Consider the following 17,153-nt stretch of genomic DNA (forward strand, 5'->3'; position numbering starts at 1 on the left):
TCAAACCCTATTGACAAGGGGATTTATGAGTAATAGACTTTTCAAATGAGACGCTCTAAGCTGACAACGAGCTAAGTAAGTCAGCCACAGCAAACGCCAAGCAACTATTAAGTCATTAGTTCAAAGCGGTTTCCTCTGACATAATTCGTTTCCATTGGCAACGCTAATTCAATTAAGTGGCTTTAACAACCAGCTACCCAATGCCTAATTCTGCATCTCCCAAAGCCAGAGTCAGCAATGTTATCTAGCGATGCCCTTCTCTGCGAGACGCTGCGCGAACGACGCAGGCTCAGGGTAATATCTGGGTTGGGCTACGCCTACGCAAAGTTTTCCTCTGTATTATTCCTCACTACTTTTTCTAACACAAGTTGATTTTATTCACTTTGTTTATTAAATACTTCTAAAATCTGTCGGCAAATCTGTTTGAGCTTATCCCCAATTTCACCTGAAGGCGAAGATGCCCCGACAATACTCCAGTTTTCCACCGTAGACAGTCGCCACGCTTCGCCGCGATGATCAAATCCAGCTACCTCCACACCGATCGCCCGGCGTGAATTATTGATGGGATCTTGATAAAATCGGATTTGAATTAAAATACTGCGACTTCGCCAAGATTTGCTGATACCAGGAAAGTGAAAACCAATATCTATAGAATCTGGATCGACTAATTCCCTAGTCTCCGGGTCATTCTTCCAGGGTTTGAGATCAGATTTGGCGTCAGGAAACTCAAATTTGAACAAATTAACTACTGTAGCAATGTTGCTGGCAAGTTTAAGGTTAGTTGCCTGTTCAGATGCGTTCACTAAAAAATACTCCTATATTGCGTCGGCGTCTGGGGTAATGTGAAGACAGGAAAACCGCCAGAAGGCTTATATTATCGGTGTCTCAGATTATCAAGACCTTTTTAATTTAGCAACTCTAAATCATACTTTCCGAACAATCCTGATTATTAACAGATGCCAAAGATCGCTTCTTGTTGGAACTGGGTAACACCTATTAAGTGATTATACTTAAAAATTCTTCAAAAGCGGATGGGACTCTGTCCTTTGGAGAAAATATCAGGATTTTCTGCAAAATCCTTGGCTGATAAGAGCGATAAATTGCGCTAGCGATCTAAAATGACACTGTTACTTGGCAAACAAAAAGCAATTAAGTTCAGTCTATGGTGCGTCAACGCTCGATTTTTTCATTTCTTTTAGTACTATTGGCCACATTCCTCATTAGTTGTGGCAGTCCTGGTGTTGCAGTTGCACCTCCAACTTACACAGCAACACAACTTGAAAAAATTCAGGCATACGTTCCTGAAATTCAGGCTGTGCGCGATCGCTCAGAAGAGTTAAATACCCTGATCCAAACAAAAGATTGGATTAATGTGCGTAACTTTATACATGGTCCCATAACAGAAGCAAAGCTGAACCTGACTTATGTCACTCCTAACCTTCTACCCAAAGACCAACCCACAGCACGTCAAATAACGCGAGATTTCTTTAACCATCTAGTTAAACTTGATAGAGGTACTAGTGCTAGCAATGCTCAAATTGCTTTGAGTAACTCCCAAGCTGCTTTCGCAGACATTGACAAATTCCTCCAGCTGCTTCCTAAAACAGAAGAGAGACGCGATTAATCGCGTCTGTACAGGAGTTAGGAGTAGAGACGCGATTAATCGCATCTGTTAGGAATTTTAAATTTTTAACTTCTCACTCCTAACTCCTCACTTCAAATACAAGTCATGAATGTAGTTATTATCGGTTGTGGTGTAGTTGGGGCAGCGATCGCTTATGAACTAAGTCTAGTTAAAGGACTGAAAATCACAGTTTGCGATCGGCAACCACCAGCCCAAGCTTCCACGGGCGCTGCACTTGGCGTTTTGATGGGCGCAATCAGCCAAAAAATTAAGGGCAAAGCTTGGCAGATGCGACAAACTAGCATCCAACGCTATGAGACTTTGATTCCTGAACTAGAAGCTTTAACAGGTCGCAAAATTCCTTTTAATCGTCAGGGAATTCTCATGCTTTTGTCTGATAGCCATCTTAAAGCAGGGCAAGAGGGGATCTCAGCATGGGAAAAATTAGTCGAAATTCGCCACTCTCAAGGCTGGCATTTAGAAATTTGGGACACGGCTAAACTTAAGAATATCTGTCCTCAAATTAATCACGAAAAAATTACTGGCGCTGTCTATTCTCCGCAAGACCGTCAACTTGATCCAATTGCCCTCACGTTAGCTTTAGTTGAGGCTGCCCAGCAAAACGGTGTGACTTTCAAATTTGGTGTGGCTGTTTTGGATGCCCCAATCTCTACACTTGAATCTTCCCCCCAACTTTGCACTCAACTTGAGACTACAGAAGGTAAAATAGCCGCTGATTGGTTTGTAATCGCAGCCGGGCTAGGTTCAACAGCACTGACAGCAAAATTAAATCAGATGATTGATATCCGCCCTGTACTGGGGCAAGCGTTGCAATTACGTTTAGGATATCTATTAGGTAATCCCGACTTCCAGCCAGCGATAACAGGTAACGATGTCCATATTGTTCCTGTGGGCAGCACAGATTATTGGGTAGGTGCAACAGTGGAATTTCCCAGCGATGGAAATGAGTCCAGTCCGTTGCGGGGGTTCCCCCCGTTAAAGGAACTGGCGAACCCGGAGGGTGAGATCCTGCCAAATCAAGAACTACTGGAAGCTCTTAGAGAACAAGCGATCGCATTTTGCCCAGAGCTAGCCACAGCAACTATTCTCTGCACTTGGTCGGGGTTACGTCCCCGTCCTGAAGGACGACCGGCCCCAGTTATTGGTAAGTTGCCAGGGTTTAGTAATGTCCTCCTAGCTACCGGACATTATCGCAATGGCGTTTTACTAGCACCCGCCACAGCTTATGCAATTCGTGAGATGATTATTTCTCATGAAGTGGGGAGTTAAGAGTTAGGTACTCAATACCCAATGCCCAATACCCAATGCCCAATCCATAAAAAAATAGCGTGTCAATAACAGAACATAAAATCAATGTAGATTCACTGGAATGGTTTTATCGGGAATCTTTACCAATCGGCAGAACCGACTTAACGCCTGTGTTGTTGCTACATGGCTTAGTTTCACAAAGTTACAGTTGGCGTAATATTATACCTGCTTTGGCGAATCAGGGGACAAGAGCGATCGCACCAGATTGGATTGGTTACGGATTTTCTGCAAAACCAGAAAAACGAGATTTTGCTTACACTCCCGATGCTTTTATCACTGCTTTATCAGGATTTATTAAAGCGCTGGAACTTGAACATTTTTCTTTAGTTGTCCAAGGCTTTTTAGGTTCTGTAGGACTACAATATGCTTTGCGTCACCCCGAACAAATTGCCAATTTAGCTATCCTAAATACACCAATTTCAACTGCTGCCAAAATACCCTGGAAAATTAAACAATTGGGTTTACCTTTGGTAGGTGAAGTAATGACTCAAGATCCGCTTTTAGTTGACCGGACGCTAGAAGGTGGCAGCCGTTATCGCATAGAAGATAATGATTTAGATATTTATCGAAAACCATTTTTGAAAACTTCTGCATCTGGTCGGAGTCTGTTAGCAAGTGTTCGCAATTTACAGCTTGATTCCGCAATGAAAGAAATTGAATCTGGCTTTAAACAATGGCAACAGCCAATTCTAATCCAATGGGGTATGATTGACCCTTGGCTACCTATAGACATGGCACAAAATTTTGCAAATTCCGTGCCAAATACCGAATTAATAAAACTTAATAACGTCGGACATTACCCTCAAGAACACTACCACGAGGAAATTTTGAAAGACCTTTTACCCTTTGTACGCCGTAAAGATGCTCATTGACAATATACTTCTGGCAAAAATCGATATTATAAAAATGAACCCACAGATAAAGAAGAATTCAGGAGTCAGAATTCAGAAGTAAGAATCAATACTTCTCTACAACAGGCTGCGCTAACAGCAAACTCAGTAACCATCAGTGGTGGGTCTGAATCCTACATGGATAGCGTAGCGTTAGGGAGTTTGCAAAGCTTGGATCACGTAGAGAAGACCACTAAACCGTTGATTTAGTGGCGATCTTAAACCCTTTTATTCATTCTCCAATCGTACAGAATCTATGCTAAATTCTGACTCCTGACTTCTGAATTCTGTTTTTATAAATGTTATCCCCGCCTGCATTTGTGAACTTTTTATTAACACTAAAAATGCATCACAACCACAAGTAAAGGAAATTAGAATTCATGGCTTATTCATGGTTTAAAGCATTTCATATTGTCGGCTTTGTAGTTTGGTTCGCCGGTTTGTTCTATCTGGTACGTCTTTTTATCTATCATGTTGAAGCGAACCTTGAACCTGAACCAGCCCGAACGATACTGAAGAATCAGTATCAAATTATGGAAAAGCGTCTCTACTATATCATCACTAACCCAGGAATGTTTGTGACGATCGCAATGGCTATCGGTTTATTAAGCACTGAACCGGACGTTTTAAAAGAGGGTTGGTTGCATATCAAGCTGCTGTTTGTTGCCATTTTAATCGGCTATCATCATTACTGCGCCCGGATTATGAAGAAGTTAGCAGTAGATGAATGTGGCTGGAATGGCCAGCAACTACGTGCTTTAAATGAAGCACCCACAGTTATGTTAGTAGCGATCGTCCTGCTGGCTGTGTTTAAAAATAATTTACCTACAGATATCACTGTCTGGGGCATTTTTGCCATGATTATTTTGATGGCAGTAACTATTCAACTTTACGCCAAAAAACGCAGGCAAGATAAAGAGAAGCTGACGGCACAGATAGGGCAACCACAAGAACAAAGTTAGACAAAATTGCTGTCTTACACAAAGTAGTTGGATTAGCGCCAAAAATTTAAACTGCGTAGGTTAGCTTGACGAACGAAACCCAACATTTCTGGGGCTTTGTTGGGTTGCGCTCTGCTTAACCCAACCTCCAATTTAAAAGGACGCAAAGAAAAGGAAGAAATGCTTAACTGACGTGTACTGCATCATAAATAGAAAAATCAAGGTTTTGATACAGGAAGCAAATCTCAACATCCAACAAGACGCGGTGAGGGAAATTATCTCTGCGTCCACGTTTAGCTTGACAGACTACTACTTGATTTGCGGATGGGCATCTTGTCCATCCCAACAGACTAGGGTAGGCGTAGGTACAGTTTTAGTCTGGTAAGCGTTTTTGACACCAACCCAATTACTGGCAATAGGCATTCGCCAACCAGTTCCGAAGGCGCGATCGGTGATTTTTAAACCGGGGGGTGCTTGTCGGCGTTTAAATTCAGCCCGCGCTACCATTTGGATTACTCGGTCTACAATCACCAGATCGTGACCTGCTGCAACAATTTGCGCTGCTGATTGATGATTATTAATCAGGCGTTGCAAAATATCGTCCAAAATTTCGTAAGGCGGTAGAGAGTCTTGATCAACTTGACCTGGTTTTAATTCAGCGCTAGGTGCTTTAGTCAAGATGTTTTGCGGGATGATTTCATTATTGCGATTTAACCATTGGCAAAGTGAATACACACGGGTTTTAGGGACATCTGCAATTACCGCTAACCCGCCATTCATATCGCCGTAGAGAGTACAGTAACCGACCGCCATTTCTGATTTGTTACCGGTAGATAGGAGAAGATAGCCAAATTTATTAGCGATCGCCATTAATAAATTACCGCGAATTCGGGATTGTATATTCTCTTCTGCCAATCCAAACTCGGTATCTGCAAACAAATCACCTAATGTTTGATCAAAGCCTTGCATTAACTCGCCAATTGGTAAAAGATTAGTCTTAATACCCAGATTTTCGGCTAATGCTAAAGCATCACTAATGGAATGATCGGAACTGTAAGGGGAAGGCATGAGAACACCAAGGACATTTTCTTGACCAAGTGCAGCAGTTGCGATCGCAGCGACAATTGCAGAGTCAATCCCGCCACTTAAACCCAACACTACTTTAGAAAAGCGACACTTACGAGCATAATCTCGCACTCCTAAAACTAAAGCTTGCCAAATTTCTTCATCTTCTGATTCATATATAGGTACTATAGAACCCAACTGCAAATCCCGTTGCACCTCGTCAAATTCTACTACTACTAAATCACTGTCAAAACCACAGGCGCGACACATAATTTCACCTTGACGATTCAAGGTAAAACTACGCCCATCAAAAATTAGGTCATCATTTCCGCCAACCTGATTAACATAAATAATCGGTTGTTGAAAACGCACTGCACTATGCTTAAGCATTGTTTCACGAAACTGCTGCTTGCTGACAGTGTAGGGGGAAGCAGACAAATTTGCAATCAAATCTACACCCAGAATTGCTAAGTCAGCAATCGGATTCACTGCATAACTACGCTTGCCCCAAAATTCCTCATCGTTCCATAAATCTTCGCAAATAGTTACACCAATATGGATATTATCTAGAGTGAAATAATTAGCTTGCAAACCTGATTCAAAATAGCGATGTTCATCAAAGACATCGTAAGTAGGCAAAAGTTGCTTGTGAAAAAGTTGCTTGACCTTGCCATTCTCTAACAAAGCTATGCTGTTAAATAAAGGTTTACCACCAGTAATAGATGCTTTGAGGTTCTGTTCAACAGTTCCTACCAATACAACTAAATTTGGCGGTAAATCCTGGGCTAAGTTTTGTAACGTGATACCCATTGCTTCCACAAAACTAGGATTTAGTAATAAATCCCTTGGTGGATAGCCACACAAAGAAAGTTCTGGTGTCAACAACAAACGCGCACCGCTAGATGCTGCTCGTTGTGCCGCCTCCAGGATTTTTTGGGCATTTAAAAGCAAATCACCAATTGTCGGATTAATTTGAGCGATCGCAATTTTCATATTATTTGTCATTAGTCATTAGTCATTGGTCATTTGTCAAGAGTCATAAGTTACTCTGGACTTAAGACTTTTAACTCTGGACTTGGGGTAGAAATTGGTTAAATAAACACCAAAGGTTTATCTTTTAAGGGAGCAAAAGCTTCGGCATCAAACTTATACAAACTAGCCGGACGACCAGCACCTCGTGATACCTTAATTCTGGTATCACATAAAAAACCTAACTTGAGTAGACGCGCCCGAAAATTAGAATAATCGGAAAAATTGTCTCCTAAAACTGTCGCATATAACTGATATAAATCATTTAAAGTGAACATTTCTGGTAAGACTTCAAAAGCCACTGGACTATACTCCAATTTATTTCGCAAACGCCTGTGTCCGTAGACCAGAATTTCATTATGGTCAAAAGCTAATTGCGGCACTTGTTTTACCGGATACCAAGCTATGCCAGTCATGCGATCGGCAATCAATTCGGCTTCCTCAAACCGCACAAGGGCAAAATAGCTAACTGATAAATAGCGCACACCATAACTATCGGTTGCTTCCCGTGGATCGCGATTCGGGCCTCCAAAGGTATACAGTTGTTCTAAATAGAGATTATTGACTTTAATTTTCTCTGCCATAATGCGATAGGCGGCATCCTCTAAAGACTCACCTGGACGCACCAAAGTACCGGGAAGACTCCAATGATTTAAAAATGGTTCTTGCTGCCGCATTACTAGTAGAACTAACAGCCGATTTTGGGCAGTATCTACAGAAAAAATTACATTATCAACACCAACCTTGAAATCGGCCAAAGGTTGTTGGTTCAGCGGAGTTGAAAGCTTTTTTTGGTGGTGTCCTGGCATTTGTACAAATGCTGTCGATTAATATAGGCAACTACAGGGGGAGTGAGGGCTTCAAGATTTCCATTTTCGCGGTACGCTGTTGAGGAAACATTTAAACCAGTAAGAGAGGCGATCGCAATTTTACCTCCCAGCTTTTGCACTAGCTCTGAACTAGATTCATCTATTGCATATCCGGGTCGTGGCACGATCAATAGTTGCACTTGCTGTAACAAATCTTCAATCCGATACCAGCGTGGTAATTGACTGAGTAAATCTGAACCAATGATCAACGTCAATTCAGCGTCATCACCCCAAGTAACCTTCGCTTTCTCTACTGTTTCCAGTGTTCTAAAGCTACTCAATTCTTGTTCCAAAGCAATATTGTGCCGTGGTGTATCGACATCCGCAATTAACAGTTGCAGCATTGCCGCCCGATGCTCTAAAGGTGTTTGATGAGACTTAAAAGGATTATCCGCTGCCCAAACTGCCACCCAATCATAACGCTCAGACAACCAACTCATAATTGCCTGATGACCAGCAGTTGGTGGATCGGCACTAGTACCAAACAAAGCAATTCTCATCATCTTACTTTGCGTCCTTCTCTACGAGACGCTGCGCGATCGCGGTTCGTTTCTTAGTTTCTTCAGTCAACTCTTGCAGTGCGGCAGAAATCTCTACTTCTACAGCCACAGGATGATTTAAAAGCCGTGTCTGTTGTGGCAAACTGGCAACTGAGGCAGTGGTACGCTGACGAATTGTTGCTAAAGTCTCCAATGGTTGCACCCGTTTACCTTCTTGCACTACCAACTCCAACAAAGGTTTTTCTTCTAGAGGACTTTCACCTAAAAGTCCCAGCCTGTCTGTTTTTACCTTACCTCCCGTAAACGAGCGAAAAATCTGCTTGCGCCCTGGATAAGTAACCTTACCACTCGACTGCTTCATCACTGGGATGCCATCTATGTCTACGAGTTTATAAACTCCGTTTACAGGCGAACCTGTAACTAATCGCGTTCCCAGTCCGTAACCATCAATCTGGGCCCCAGCAGCTTTTAATCTGGCAATTTCCCACTCGTCTAAGTCGCCACTGGCAAAAATTGGCACACCAGGAAGAAGCGATCGCACCTGTTTTGACAAGGTAACTAAATCTCCTGAGTCCAATCTCACTCCTGTTAATTGCATTTCCCCAGAATTGACTTTTTCGGCCAAGCGCTGGGCAGCAGCAACGGTATCGTAAGTATCAATTAACAATGGCGCACCCGGAAAATATCGGTGAAATGCACTAAAAGCTTGTTCTTCAGTGCCTTCTATTGCTGACAACGCCATCACCAGGGCGTGCGCCATTGTACCACTTGGCTTTTGTTCCAGTTGTAGCGCTGCTAACACATTGGAAGTGGAATCTAACCCACCTGCCAATGCCGCCCGTGCCGCCCACAAAGCAGCTTGGGGACTAAATGCTCGTCGTGTCCCAAATTCTAAAAGCGTTGCTTTCTCCCCGGCTACATCCCGCAACCGTGCTGCTTTTGTGGCAATCAAAGTTTGGTAATTAATCGTATTCAGGAGGTAAGTTTCTACCAGTTGGGCTTGCCAAAGGGGTGCTTCCACTCGCAACAGTGGTTGATTGGCAAAGACGGCTGTCCCTTCTGGTACTGCCCAAACATCACCCGTAAACTTTCCCTCAGCTAGTATTGACCAAAAGTGATCGCCTGCGTGAGCAAAAATTCCTGTCCCCTGTAATGCCGCAATTTGCGAGGCACTAAAGCGGAATTTGTCCAAATATTCCAACGCCTGGGCTAGCCCCATTGCTATTAAATAACCAAAACCCTCTGGCAAGCGCCTCACAGACAACTCAAAGCTTGCCCGTCGTTGTTCTATACCTTCACCGGTATAACAAGCTGCCATTGTTAACTGATAAAGGTCGGTCAGCAAGCTGTAGTCATCCCCAGAAAGGTTTAGTTCCTGGTTCTGTTGGCTTTGCTGTTTCGGTGCATAGTCCAAATCTAATAAAGTTGTCATGCAAGAGCTTCCCTACAAGATGCCTCTGCTATTTATGGTAATATTTACCATAAATAATGTCAACTCCTAGCGAATTTATTTTATAAATTGCTGTAGAACAGTAGATTTATAGGTAAATTTATACTAACTTCATAAAATACTTAATATTTTTTAATAGTAAAACTTAGTAATAATGTTAATTTGTTACCCTGAATGTTGAAGGAGGCAGGAGGAGCGAATCAGACTAAATTATGTGAATAAACATTGCATATATTCTCAATATATTGACAATAATAGCTAACCAAAAATATCGGCATTAGAGTGTAGGTATCACCATTAAAGCGACTCAAAAATAGGAGTCTAATATTATGGCTATTTACGAAATACTTGCTAACATAACCCAATATATTTCGGAAGCTGCGCGGATTTTTAGTCCTACGGATGATGCTTATCCGATTATTGGCATACAGCCTTTTACAGGTGATCCTTACAATAAACGTAGAGCCTATACTTGGTAGGTGTTCAATACAAGAATCCACCTTGAATAATGATCAGCATATTGAGACTAAAATCTTTGTCCAGCAAGGCTTTTATCTAAAAAAGTTTTCATTAATTAAACTGGGTAGAACTAGCCCTTTCAAGGTGGGTAAAAATGTTGATCAAAAAACCCCTTTTTAGCAAAAAGGGGGAAGGGGTAAAGGAATTAAAGTAAACTTTTCCCTACACGGTATAAAGCCCCGATTTTTAAATATGGAGAATATTAAAAGAAGATTTTACCCGCCACATAGTGCGTTTGCTCTTAGCGTCTTGAAGGCGAGAAAAATCAGCGTACAACCACTCTTATTCCCCTATTTTTAAATATGGGGTTTCCCTTTCCCCTTTCCCCCTTCCCCTTCTTAATCTTTGTGTCCTCTGTGTCTTTGTAGTTAGATAAATTACTTTTAAACCGCAGAGGCGTAGAGGATACAGAGATAAAAAACGAGATTTGTCGAGTCATCTTGAAAGGGCTAGTCCTACTTGCATTAATAATCTCAGATGAGTTTATTATGACTCGCACTCCCGTTTAGTCACATAGTGACGATAGCGAAACATTGCTTCTAATTGCACTTGCACTAACCAACCACTGACAAATTCAACTGTTCCTCCACCAGGCATAGAAAAGGAAATAGCATCAGTCAGCCTAGTTTTGCCATCTTCCGGTTTAAATTCATGTCGATGTACCCAAGACTCAAAAGGGCCAGATATCTGTTCGTCGGTGAACAAGCGATATTTTTCACATTCAGTATGACGCGCTAACCAAGTTAAGGGTAATAGGCCCAGAAACAGACGAAATTCTGTAATTGCGCCCACAGCAAGCCCCCCCTCACGACGAACGATTTGGACTGGCTGCCAAGGTGGATTTAGTAGTTGCAAAATATCTAGCCTTTCGTGAAATTTCCAAACTACTTCTGGTGAGGCATTAATTACTGAGGAATGTTTAAAGTGCAGCATGGAAAGAAAAACCTAAAATTTAACTTTCGGATTCGGTATCAATCTCGATATCTAGGGTATCTTCATTAACCCGCACATACAAAATATTTGGGTTACAGCAAACTTGACAATCTTCAATGTAAGATTGCTGTCCTCCAGCACTCAAATCAATAAAAGTTAAGTTCGGTTCGCCGCAATAGGCGCAGTAATACTCAGCTGTGTTTTGCATTAAGTTTTCAGCTATGAATTCAATGGCTGTAATTCCTTTGGGGATGGGTTGATATAACTCTTAGCATCAGCCAAATGCTTTAGTAGTGTAGACTGTGGTAGAGGCCCTTGCAAGTGGCTCCAGGGTAATACTTGTTCTGTTGACCATTCGGCGTGGACGTAGAAATCTAAGTCAGGGATTTGTCCTTTGAGTTGTTTGAAAGCACGTTTGTAGCTACCCAAAGACTCGCCAAAGTCACGAGTAAGTTCGAGAAGTTGGGAGAGTCTGCGATCGCCTCTGGACAACAAAGCCTGTATAATTGACCAATTATAGCTTTCTGGGCGAAACTCTATCCCCTGTGGTTTAAGCTGTTTTTGCAAAAACTGCAACCGCTTTTCAGCTTGGCGATTCACCCCAAACCATTGAAATGGTGTGTGGGCTTTGGGTACAAAGGTGCTGCATCCAAATGTTAAGCGCAATCCCGGTGCAGCTTTTTTGATATTACGCATCATCGCCACAGTTTGCTCTAAATCCTCTGGTTCCTCACCAGGAATTCCTGCCATTCCGTAGAGTTTCAAGCTTTTTAATCCGCCAGCTTTGGCATTTATCGCAGCTTGGATAATTTCGTCGTTATGCAGCTTTTTGTTGATGATTTGCCGGATTTTCTCGGAACCACTCTCTACAGCAATTGTAAGCGATCGCGTGTCTCGTTTCGTCAAAGTTTCTGCTAACTTGACTGTTACGGTATTGGTTCGCACTGATGCAATACTGAGACGGATATCATCATACTTTGGCTGACTAATATAATCTAGCAAAGTCTCAAATTCTGGATGCTGAGTTACAGAAGCCCCCAATAATCCTAACCGATTTGTAACTTCTAAACCTCTGGCGATCGCTGGAATTAATGAATCTTCTAGACTCGCTGTTCTAAAAGGTAGTGTGAGATAACTCGCCAAACAAAAGCGGCACATTTCTGGACAACTTCTCACCACTTCCACCATGTAAATATTTTCCCATGCGGCTTTTTCCGTGACTACAGTCGATGCCGATAGAGTATTTCCGCGATAAGTTTGCTTTTGCACCACTGCGGGAATTTCGGGAGAAATTGGTTTAATAGACTTTACTTCACCATCTATTGTGTGATATTCCACCTCATACAAACTTGGAATATAAATTCCTGGGACTTGTGCAAGTCTTTTTAGTTGAGTTTGTCTAGAAGCATTTCTCACTTCTTTGTAAGCTTCAATGAAATTCCCTAACAGGTTTTCGCCATCTCCTAACAAAATTACATCAAAAAAATCTGCAAAAGGTTCGGGATTAGCAGTGAGAACTGGGCCACCACCAAAAATTATTGGATGAGAATCATCACGAAAAGTTGCTCGAATGGGAATTTCTAAAGATTCCAGCAGGTTTAAAATATTTACATAATCCAGTTCCCAAGAAATAGAAAATCCGACTATTTCCGGCGTTCTGGGGAGTTGTTCATGAGTATCGGTAAACAGGCGACTCACTTGCACATCATCACGAATTGTCAAAGTTGCCCACACCACCTGATAGCCCAGGCTAGTGATACCTACGCTGTACTCATTGGGAAAAGCGAAGATTATGGGGATAGCGTCATTGTCTGGGGTGGCGGGGGTGAAAAGGAGGCGTTCAGAATCAAATACAGATGATGTCACAGGTGTTTCTTAGAGGCAAGTTTATCTATATCTAATTTTAAGCCATAGAATAATCAAGTTAAAAATCAATGTCACGCCATTAGCAAGAATAATCGGTAACGATTGTAGATATATTCCATAAATTAACCACAAAAAAACACCAGTTATGAATGTAATCAGCGTCACTAAAGAAACATCTTTTGCTGATTTGGTTTGCCACGTTTTAAACATCTGTGGCAAAAAAGAGATTGTGGTGAGTGTAGCAGCCGCTAATCCGAGAATTGTCAGAAAATCCATTTATACAGACCTAGAAAATAAAATTTTTTAAACAGAATTCAGGAGTCAGGAGCCAGAATTCAGAATTTAATTCTGTGAGAGTGGTAGATGAATAAATGGGTTTAATTAGTTTTGTGTTGGGGTAAAATCCCCATTACAAAACTTAATTACGAATTACGAATTACAAATTACGAATTATTTTAATTCCCCCACTCATTGATTCTGACTCCTGAATTCTTCTTTAAACTAGCAAAACCGATTGATTAATTCTTCACGTGATAACTGCAATAGTAAAGGCGTAAACTCTTCTGGTGATAACTTTAATAAAGGTTCAATAATGGCTTGAAGCTCATTATCTATTTCACCAAAACGAACTTTGAGCAAGTTTTCCACTACGTCGTGAATAAATCTGGTCATGTTGGTAGTTTGGTGATGCAAACCAGTTTACTTACCATTGTCTGACGATTTTTTGAGATAAGACTTAGCCCAAGAGTAGCGTTGTGAATCTTTTTTTAGTAAATATTCTGCTGCTTCATGTCGTTTATTCTCATCTTTTGTACTCCTGACTAATCGTTTTCTCTCATCATCTATATCTTCAGGTTTAGCACCGCGTTTAATTGCTTGTTCATACCAATAATCTCTTTTTGCATAGTCACCCCTATCATGAGCAATAGCTGCCATCAATGTGCAAGGTTGATAACTTGCTGGCTGATACTCCATAGCATTTTTTGCACAAATTTCTGCATCAGCTAAGTTATCCATATCTCTGAAAGCAGCACCTCTAGTAACTGAAATTGCTGACTTTAGATTGCTTTCTCTAATTTGGCTTAAGTCTAAATCAGTAAGTTTTAATGCCTGTTCAGGTTCATCTGCTTTGCGCCAATAACTACTAGCTGTGGGAATATCCCATTTATGTCCAGTGCGGTGAAATTCCTGCTCATAAAACTCTGCTTCTAACCTAGAATACGCAAGAGCAATTTTCCCGCCAGGAGATAATAGTTCCTCTTCCATAAGCTGCAAAACCAACTTAGGATCTAGCCGTTCTTTTTTCTCTAGTTTGACCATAATCGTGTAAAATGGCTCTAGCGCAAGTGAAAGATATATCAATCCATATTTTCTCTTTAGGATAGCGAAGTGCTTTTGTTGAGCGAGAACAATGATATCTGCACGTCTGTTATTTTTCAGCCAGTCAATTTCTGATTCATTAAGTAGTTCTCCGAAATCTATCTTAGATTTTAGGGTAGAGGCATATTTTTCATTTGCAGTTTCTATAACCTCAGTCAGCTTGCGTTTTTTGAGAAAGTTAATATCCTGTTCACCTAACTGATTGGACAACTCAATCCTTTTGAGAATTTTATATAAGTGACTCTTAGACGATGAATCTTGATATTCAGTTGCTTTATACTTAGCTTTCAATGCAGCAAAATCTCGTGTTTGTTCCAATTCTTGAGCAATGGCAATTGTTTCACTAAGTCCTTGCTGTTCCAGCCAGTTAATTTCTGAATCACTTAAATTATTTTCTATGTCAAGATTTTGCAGTATTAGATATAGTGGACTGGATAATGATAAGTCTGAGTGTGGATTCGCTTGGTATTTATCTCTTAATTCAGCAAATTTAGCTTCTTCTACTGACTCATGATGTTTAAAAATTTCTGCTGTTTCCAAGAGTTGGTTATTGAGTAGCCAATTATATTCAGAATTATTTAAACGTTCTGCTAACTCTAATTTTTTCAGTATTTGATACAGTTTACTCTCAGGATATGAGTCTTGATATTGAGTAGCTTTGTACTTAGATTTAAGTTGAGTAAATCGGTTTATCTCTTGAGCAATTTGATTCGTCTCATCTAAACCATTTGCTCTCAGCCATTTAACATCTGAATCAGTGACTAAATTTCCTGACTCAAGTTTCAAAAGTATGAAATACAGATGACTAGATTGCCAAGAAACGTCATGCTTTGTAGCTTTGTACTTAGATTGTAATTTGGAAAAGTCAAATTCTAGATTTCCAAATTCTTGAAATCTATGTTGCTGCTCTTGCTTGATAGCTTTTAAAGTCTCAACAAGCTCATACTCTTTCAACCAATTAAATTCTAAGTTACTGAGTTTAATTCCTAAGTCAACTTTTCGTAGTATGAGATATAGCAGACTCATGGGTGATGAATCTTGATATTGAGTTGCTTGGTACTTGGATTTTAAAGCAGCAAAGTGTTTTAACCGATTTTGAGACTCTTTACCCATGTTGATAGTAGATGCGATCGCACTGAGTTAAATGTGTTATCCGCTACTATAGCAATACCAATAAAAAAGGGCGAGTCAGACACTCACCCCCGAAGCATAAATATTTTCTGAAAGTCAAAGTATAATCCCTACAACACCTTACACTGCCCATGATGCCGTAACAAATGGTCACACAATACTAGCGCCACCATAGCCTCAACCATTGGAACTGCACGCGGCAACACACAAGGATCGTGCCGTCCTTTTGCTGCTAATAGCGTTTCTTCACCTTCACGAGTTACTGTTTTTTGCTCTTTTCTAATTGTTGCCGTCGGCTTAAATGCAACTCGTAAAATGATATTTTCCCCGTTGGAAATTCCGCCTTGAATACCACCAGAACGGTTAGTTACTGTGCGAACTTCACCATTTTCATCAATATAATATTCGTCGTTATGTTCAATTCCCGTTAACAGCGTCCCCCCAAAACCGGAACCAATTTCAAAGCCTTTACTAGCGGGCAGAGACATCACACCCTTAGCGATATCAGCTTCCAATTTATCAAATACTGGTTCGCCCAAACCTTTCGGGATATTTCGCGCCACGCATTCTACGACACCGCCGATAGAATCACCAAGTCTACCAACTTGTTCAATTAATTCAATCATGCGATCGCCACATTCAGCATCGGGACAGCGAACGATGTTACTTTCCACTTGTTCTAAGGTGACAGTATTTGGATCAACTACACCTTCCAAATCCTTGATACGCTTGACATAAGCAATAACTTCAATATTAGCAACTTGACGGAGAATTTTTTTAGCGATCGCACCTGCTGCTACTCTTCCAATTGTCTCACGCGCTGACGATCTACCACCACCCTGCCAATTGCGAATACCATATTTTGCATCATAAGTCGCATCTGCATGAGAAGGACGATACTTCTCAGCCATCTCGTCGTAATCTTGGGGACGAGTATCTTTGTTACGTACCAAAATTCCTATGGGCGTTCCTAGAGTTTTGCCTTCAAATACCCCAGATAAAATCTCGCAGGTATCTGCTTCTTTACGAGGAGTCGTAATTTTACTTTGTCCTGGACGCCTTCTATCGAGTTCTACTTGAATTTCTTCTGCCGAAATTTCTAGTTGTGGAGGACAACCATCAATCACAACCCCCACACCGCCGCCGTGAGACTCACCAAAAGTAGTGATGCGAAATAGATGACCAAAAGTGTTGCCCATAATGTTTAAGAAAAAGGTGAGGCTTATGTATTTTACTTAGAGTTATTGCAAAAGTTAATTTTTGCGCTTCTTGTAGTAATTTTCATTCTTTTATTTAGCACTTATGCAACAGTCTCTCTGAGTTTTTTCTACGCTTTAACAGTAAATTCTCCAATAAAAAGCGCCCCCTTTTCGGAGGGCGCTTTTTATTTAATGAAACTTCCGAATTAACCGTTGATAGCAGGAGCGGTTAGAGCTACAGGAGCAACATCACCAGCAGCCAAATCTAGGGGGAAGTTGTGAGCATTGCGCTCGTGCATGACTTCCATACCCAAGTTAGCCCGGTTGATTACATCTGCCCAAGTAGCGATTACACGACCTTGAGAATCAATGATTGATTGGTTGAAGTTGAAACCGTTCAAGTTGAACGCCATCGTGCTTACACCCAG

Annotated in this window: 18 protein-coding genes and 1 pseudogene; 6 read left to right on the forward strand and 13 right to left on the reverse strand. The window is 41.2% G+C overall.

Annotation, left to right across the window (positions count from 1 at the left end):
• Positions 1-374: 374 nt before the first annotated feature.
• Positions 375-803 carry a hypothetical protein gene (locus ACEW80_RS07250; RefSeq protein ID WP_373525947.1) on the reverse strand — a complete coding sequence of 143 codons (429 nt, stop codon included), beginning with the start codon at positions 801-803 and terminating at the stop codon, positions 375-377.
• Between the two features lie 359 nt (positions 804-1,162).
• Here ACEW80_RS07250 and psbQ point away from each other — a divergent pair, with 359 nt between their 5' ends.
• The 4 genes from psbQ to hemJ all read left to right on the forward strand — a co-directional run bounded on the left by psbQ (position 1,163) and on the right by hemJ (position 4,805).
• The gene (psbQ, locus tag ACEW80_RS07255; RefSeq protein ID WP_373525948.1) at positions 1,163-1,624 is read left to right on the forward strand and encodes a photosystem II protein PsbQ; all 462 of its coding nucleotides are present in this window, start codon (positions 1,163-1,165) and stop codon (positions 1,622-1,624) included.
• A gap of 105 nt (positions 1,625-1,729) precedes the next feature.
• A complete protein-coding gene (locus ACEW80_RS07260; protein ID WP_373525949.1) occupies positions 1,730-2,914 on the forward strand; it encodes an NAD(P)/FAD-dependent oxidoreductase in 1,185 nt (394 codons plus the stop codon).
• A gap of 59 nt (positions 2,915-2,973) precedes the next feature.
• Positions 2,974-3,825 carry an alpha/beta fold hydrolase gene (locus ACEW80_RS07265; RefSeq protein WP_373525950.1) on the forward strand — a complete coding sequence of 284 codons (852 nt, stop codon included), beginning with the start codon at positions 2,974-2,976 and terminating at the stop codon, positions 3,823-3,825.
• Positions 3,826-4,223: 398 nt separating this feature from the next.
• Positions 4,224-4,805: a protoporphyrinogen oxidase HemJ gene (gene hemJ, locus ACEW80_RS07270; RefSeq protein WP_373525951.1), complete on the forward strand. Its 582-nt coding sequence runs from the start codon at positions 4,224-4,226 to the stop codon at positions 4,803-4,805.
• A 288-nt stretch (positions 4,806-5,093) separates the two neighbouring features.
• Here hemJ and ACEW80_RS07275 read toward each other — a convergent pair whose 3' ends face one another.
• The 4 genes from ACEW80_RS07275 to ACEW80_RS07290 all read right to left on the reverse strand — a co-directional run bounded on the left by ACEW80_RS07275 (position 5,094) and on the right by ACEW80_RS07290 (position 9,679).
• Positions 5,094-6,842, reverse strand: coding sequence for an NAD+ synthase (locus tag ACEW80_RS07275; protein WP_373525963.1), 1,749 nt, complete (start codon positions 6,840-6,842; stop codon positions 5,094-5,096).
• 98 nt (positions 6,843-6,940) lie between these two features.
• Entirely contained in the window at positions 6,941-7,687 is a 747-nt protein-coding gene (locus ACEW80_RS07280; protein ID WP_373525952.1) for an NUDIX domain-containing protein, read from the reverse strand.
• Positions 7,648-8,247, reverse strand: a complete 600-nt coding sequence (locus ACEW80_RS07285; RefSeq protein WP_373525964.1) for a nicotinate-nucleotide adenylyltransferase — start codon at positions 8,245-8,247, stop codon at positions 7,648-7,650. Before ACEW80_RS07285 ends, ACEW80_RS07280 begins: the two co-directional genes overlap by 40 nt.
• A gap of 4 nt (positions 8,248-8,251) precedes the next feature.
• Positions 8,252-9,679, reverse strand: coding sequence for a nicotinate phosphoribosyltransferase (locus ACEW80_RS07290; protein ID WP_373525953.1), 1,428 nt, complete (start codon positions 9,677-9,679; stop codon positions 8,252-8,254).
• A 347-nt stretch (positions 9,680-10,026) separates the two neighbouring features.
• On the opposite strand from ACEW80_RS07290, the gene ACEW80_RS07295 reads away from it, so the two are divergent.
• Positions 10,027-10,176, forward strand: a complete 150-nt coding sequence (locus tag ACEW80_RS07295) for a nicotinate phosphoribosyltransferase (RefSeq protein ID WP_373525954.1) — start codon at positions 10,027-10,029, stop codon at positions 10,174-10,176.
• A gap of 526 nt (positions 10,177-10,702) precedes the next feature.
• On the opposite strand, the gene ACEW80_RS07300 is transcribed toward ACEW80_RS07295, so the two are convergent.
• From ACEW80_RS07300 to ACEW80_RS07315, 4 genes are read right to left on the reverse strand one after another with little or no spacing between them, the layout of a single operon-like run.
• Positions 10,703-11,149 (reverse strand): SRPBCC family protein, encoded by a 447-nt coding sequence (locus ACEW80_RS07300; RefSeq protein WP_373525955.1) that lies wholly within the window; start codon positions 11,147-11,149, stop codon positions 10,703-10,705.
• A gap of 19 nt (positions 11,150-11,168) precedes the next feature.
• Positions 11,169-11,357 carry a CPXCG motif-containing cysteine-rich protein gene (locus ACEW80_RS07305; RefSeq protein ID WP_334871764.1) on the reverse strand — a complete coding sequence of 63 codons (189 nt, stop codon included), beginning with the start codon at positions 11,355-11,357 and terminating at the stop codon, positions 11,169-11,171.
• 11 nt (positions 11,358-11,368) lie between these two features.
• Positions 11,369-13,015 carry a radical SAM protein gene (locus ACEW80_RS07310; RefSeq protein WP_373525956.1) on the reverse strand — a complete coding sequence of 549 codons (1,647 nt, stop codon included), beginning with the start codon at positions 13,013-13,015 and terminating at the stop codon, positions 11,369-11,371.
• Between the two features lie 21 nt (positions 13,016-13,036).
• A complete protein-coding gene (locus ACEW80_RS07315) occupies positions 13,037-13,234 on the reverse strand; it encodes a SemiSWEET transporter (protein ID WP_373525965.1) in 198 nt (65 codons plus the stop codon).
• On the opposite strand from ACEW80_RS07315, the gene ACEW80_RS07320 reads away from it, so the two are divergent.
• Positions 13,161-13,322: a hypothetical protein gene (locus ACEW80_RS07320; RefSeq protein WP_373525966.1), complete on the forward strand. Its 162-nt coding sequence runs from the start codon at positions 13,161-13,163 to the stop codon at positions 13,320-13,322. The genes ACEW80_RS07315 and ACEW80_RS07320 overlap by 74 nt on opposite strands.
• A gap of 194 nt (positions 13,323-13,516) precedes the next feature.
• Here ACEW80_RS07320 and ACEW80_RS07325 read toward each other — a convergent pair whose 3' ends face one another.
• From ACEW80_RS07325 to ACEW80_RS07340, 4 genes and pseudogenes are all read right to left on the reverse strand, one after another.
• The gene (locus ACEW80_RS07325; RefSeq protein WP_373525957.1) at positions 13,517-13,687 is read right to left on the reverse strand and encodes a hypothetical protein; all 171 of its coding nucleotides are present in this window, start codon (positions 13,685-13,687) and stop codon (positions 13,517-13,519) included.
• Positions 13,688-13,714: 27 nt separating this feature from the next.
• Positions 13,715-15,508, reverse strand: coding sequence for a hypothetical protein (locus ACEW80_RS07330; protein ID WP_373525958.1), 1,794 nt, complete (start codon positions 15,506-15,508; stop codon positions 13,715-13,717).
• Positions 15,509-15,636: 128 nt separating this feature from the next.
• On the reverse strand, positions 15,637-16,725 hold the full coding sequence (aroC, locus tag ACEW80_RS07335) for a chorismate synthase (RefSeq protein WP_373525959.1): 1,089 nt from the start codon (positions 16,723-16,725) through the stop codon (positions 15,637-15,639).
• 206 nt (positions 16,726-16,931) lie between these two features.
• Positions 16,932-17,153: pseudogene (locus ACEW80_RS07340) on the reverse strand (photosystem II q(b) protein); the annotation flags it as partial.

It is taken from the genome of Nostoc sp. (assembly GCF_041747015.1).
In the GTDB taxonomy this organism is placed as follows: Bacteria; Cyanobacteriota; Cyanobacteriia; order Cyanobacteriales; family Nostocaceae; genus Nostoc.

Bases quoted from the DNA above. Each gene is read 5' to 3' on its own strand.
- ACEW80_RS07275 (WP_373525963.1), bottom strand. From the start codon at position 6,842: ATGAAAATTGCGATCGCTCAAATTAATCCGACAATTGGTGATTTGCTT.
- ACEW80_RS07295 (WP_373525954.1), top strand. From the start codon at position 10,027: ATGGCTATTTACGAAATACTTGCTAACATAACCCAATATATTTCGGAA.
- ACEW80_RS07260 (WP_373525949.1), top strand. From the start codon at position 1,730: ATGAATGTAGTTATTATCGGTTGTGGTGTAGTTGGGGCAGCGATCGCT.
- ACEW80_RS07305 (WP_334871764.1), bottom strand. From the start codon at position 11,357: ATGCAAAACACAGCTGAGTATTACTGCGCCTATTGCGGCGAACCGAAC.
- ACEW80_RS07320 (WP_373525966.1), top strand. From the start codon at position 13,161: ATGAATGTAATCAGCGTCACTAAAGAAACATCTTTTGCTGATTTGGTT.
- ACEW80_RS07330 (WP_373525958.1), bottom strand. From the start codon at position 15,508: ATGGGTAAAGAGTCTCAAAATCGGTTAAAACACTTTGCTGCTTTAAAA.
- ACEW80_RS07300 (WP_373525955.1), bottom strand. From the start codon at position 11,149: ATGCTGCACTTTAAACATTCCTCAGTAATTAATGCCTCACCAGAAGTA.
- ACEW80_RS07285 (WP_373525964.1), bottom strand. From the start codon at position 8,247: ATGAGAATTGCTTTGTTTGGTACTAGTGCCGATCCACCAACTGCTGGT.
- aroC (WP_373525959.1), bottom strand. From the start codon at position 16,725: ATGGGCAACACTTTTGGTCATCTATTTCGCATCACTACTTTTGGTGAG.
- ACEW80_RS07290 (WP_373525953.1), bottom strand. From the start codon at position 9,679: ATGACAACTTTATTAGATTTGGACTATGCACCGAAACAGCAAAGCCAA.
- psbQ (WP_373525948.1), top strand. From the start codon at position 1,163: ATGGTGCGTCAACGCTCGATTTTTTCATTTCTTTTAGTACTATTGGCC.
- ACEW80_RS07280 (WP_373525952.1), bottom strand. From the start codon at position 7,687: ATGCCAGGACACCACCAAAAAAAGCTTTCAACTCCGCTGAACCAACAA.
- ACEW80_RS07325 (WP_373525957.1), bottom strand. From the start codon at position 13,687: ATGACCAGATTTATTCACGACGTAGTGGAAAACTTGCTCAAAGTTCGT.
- hemJ (WP_373525951.1), top strand. From the start codon at position 4,224: ATGGCTTATTCATGGTTTAAAGCATTTCATATTGTCGGCTTTGTAGTT.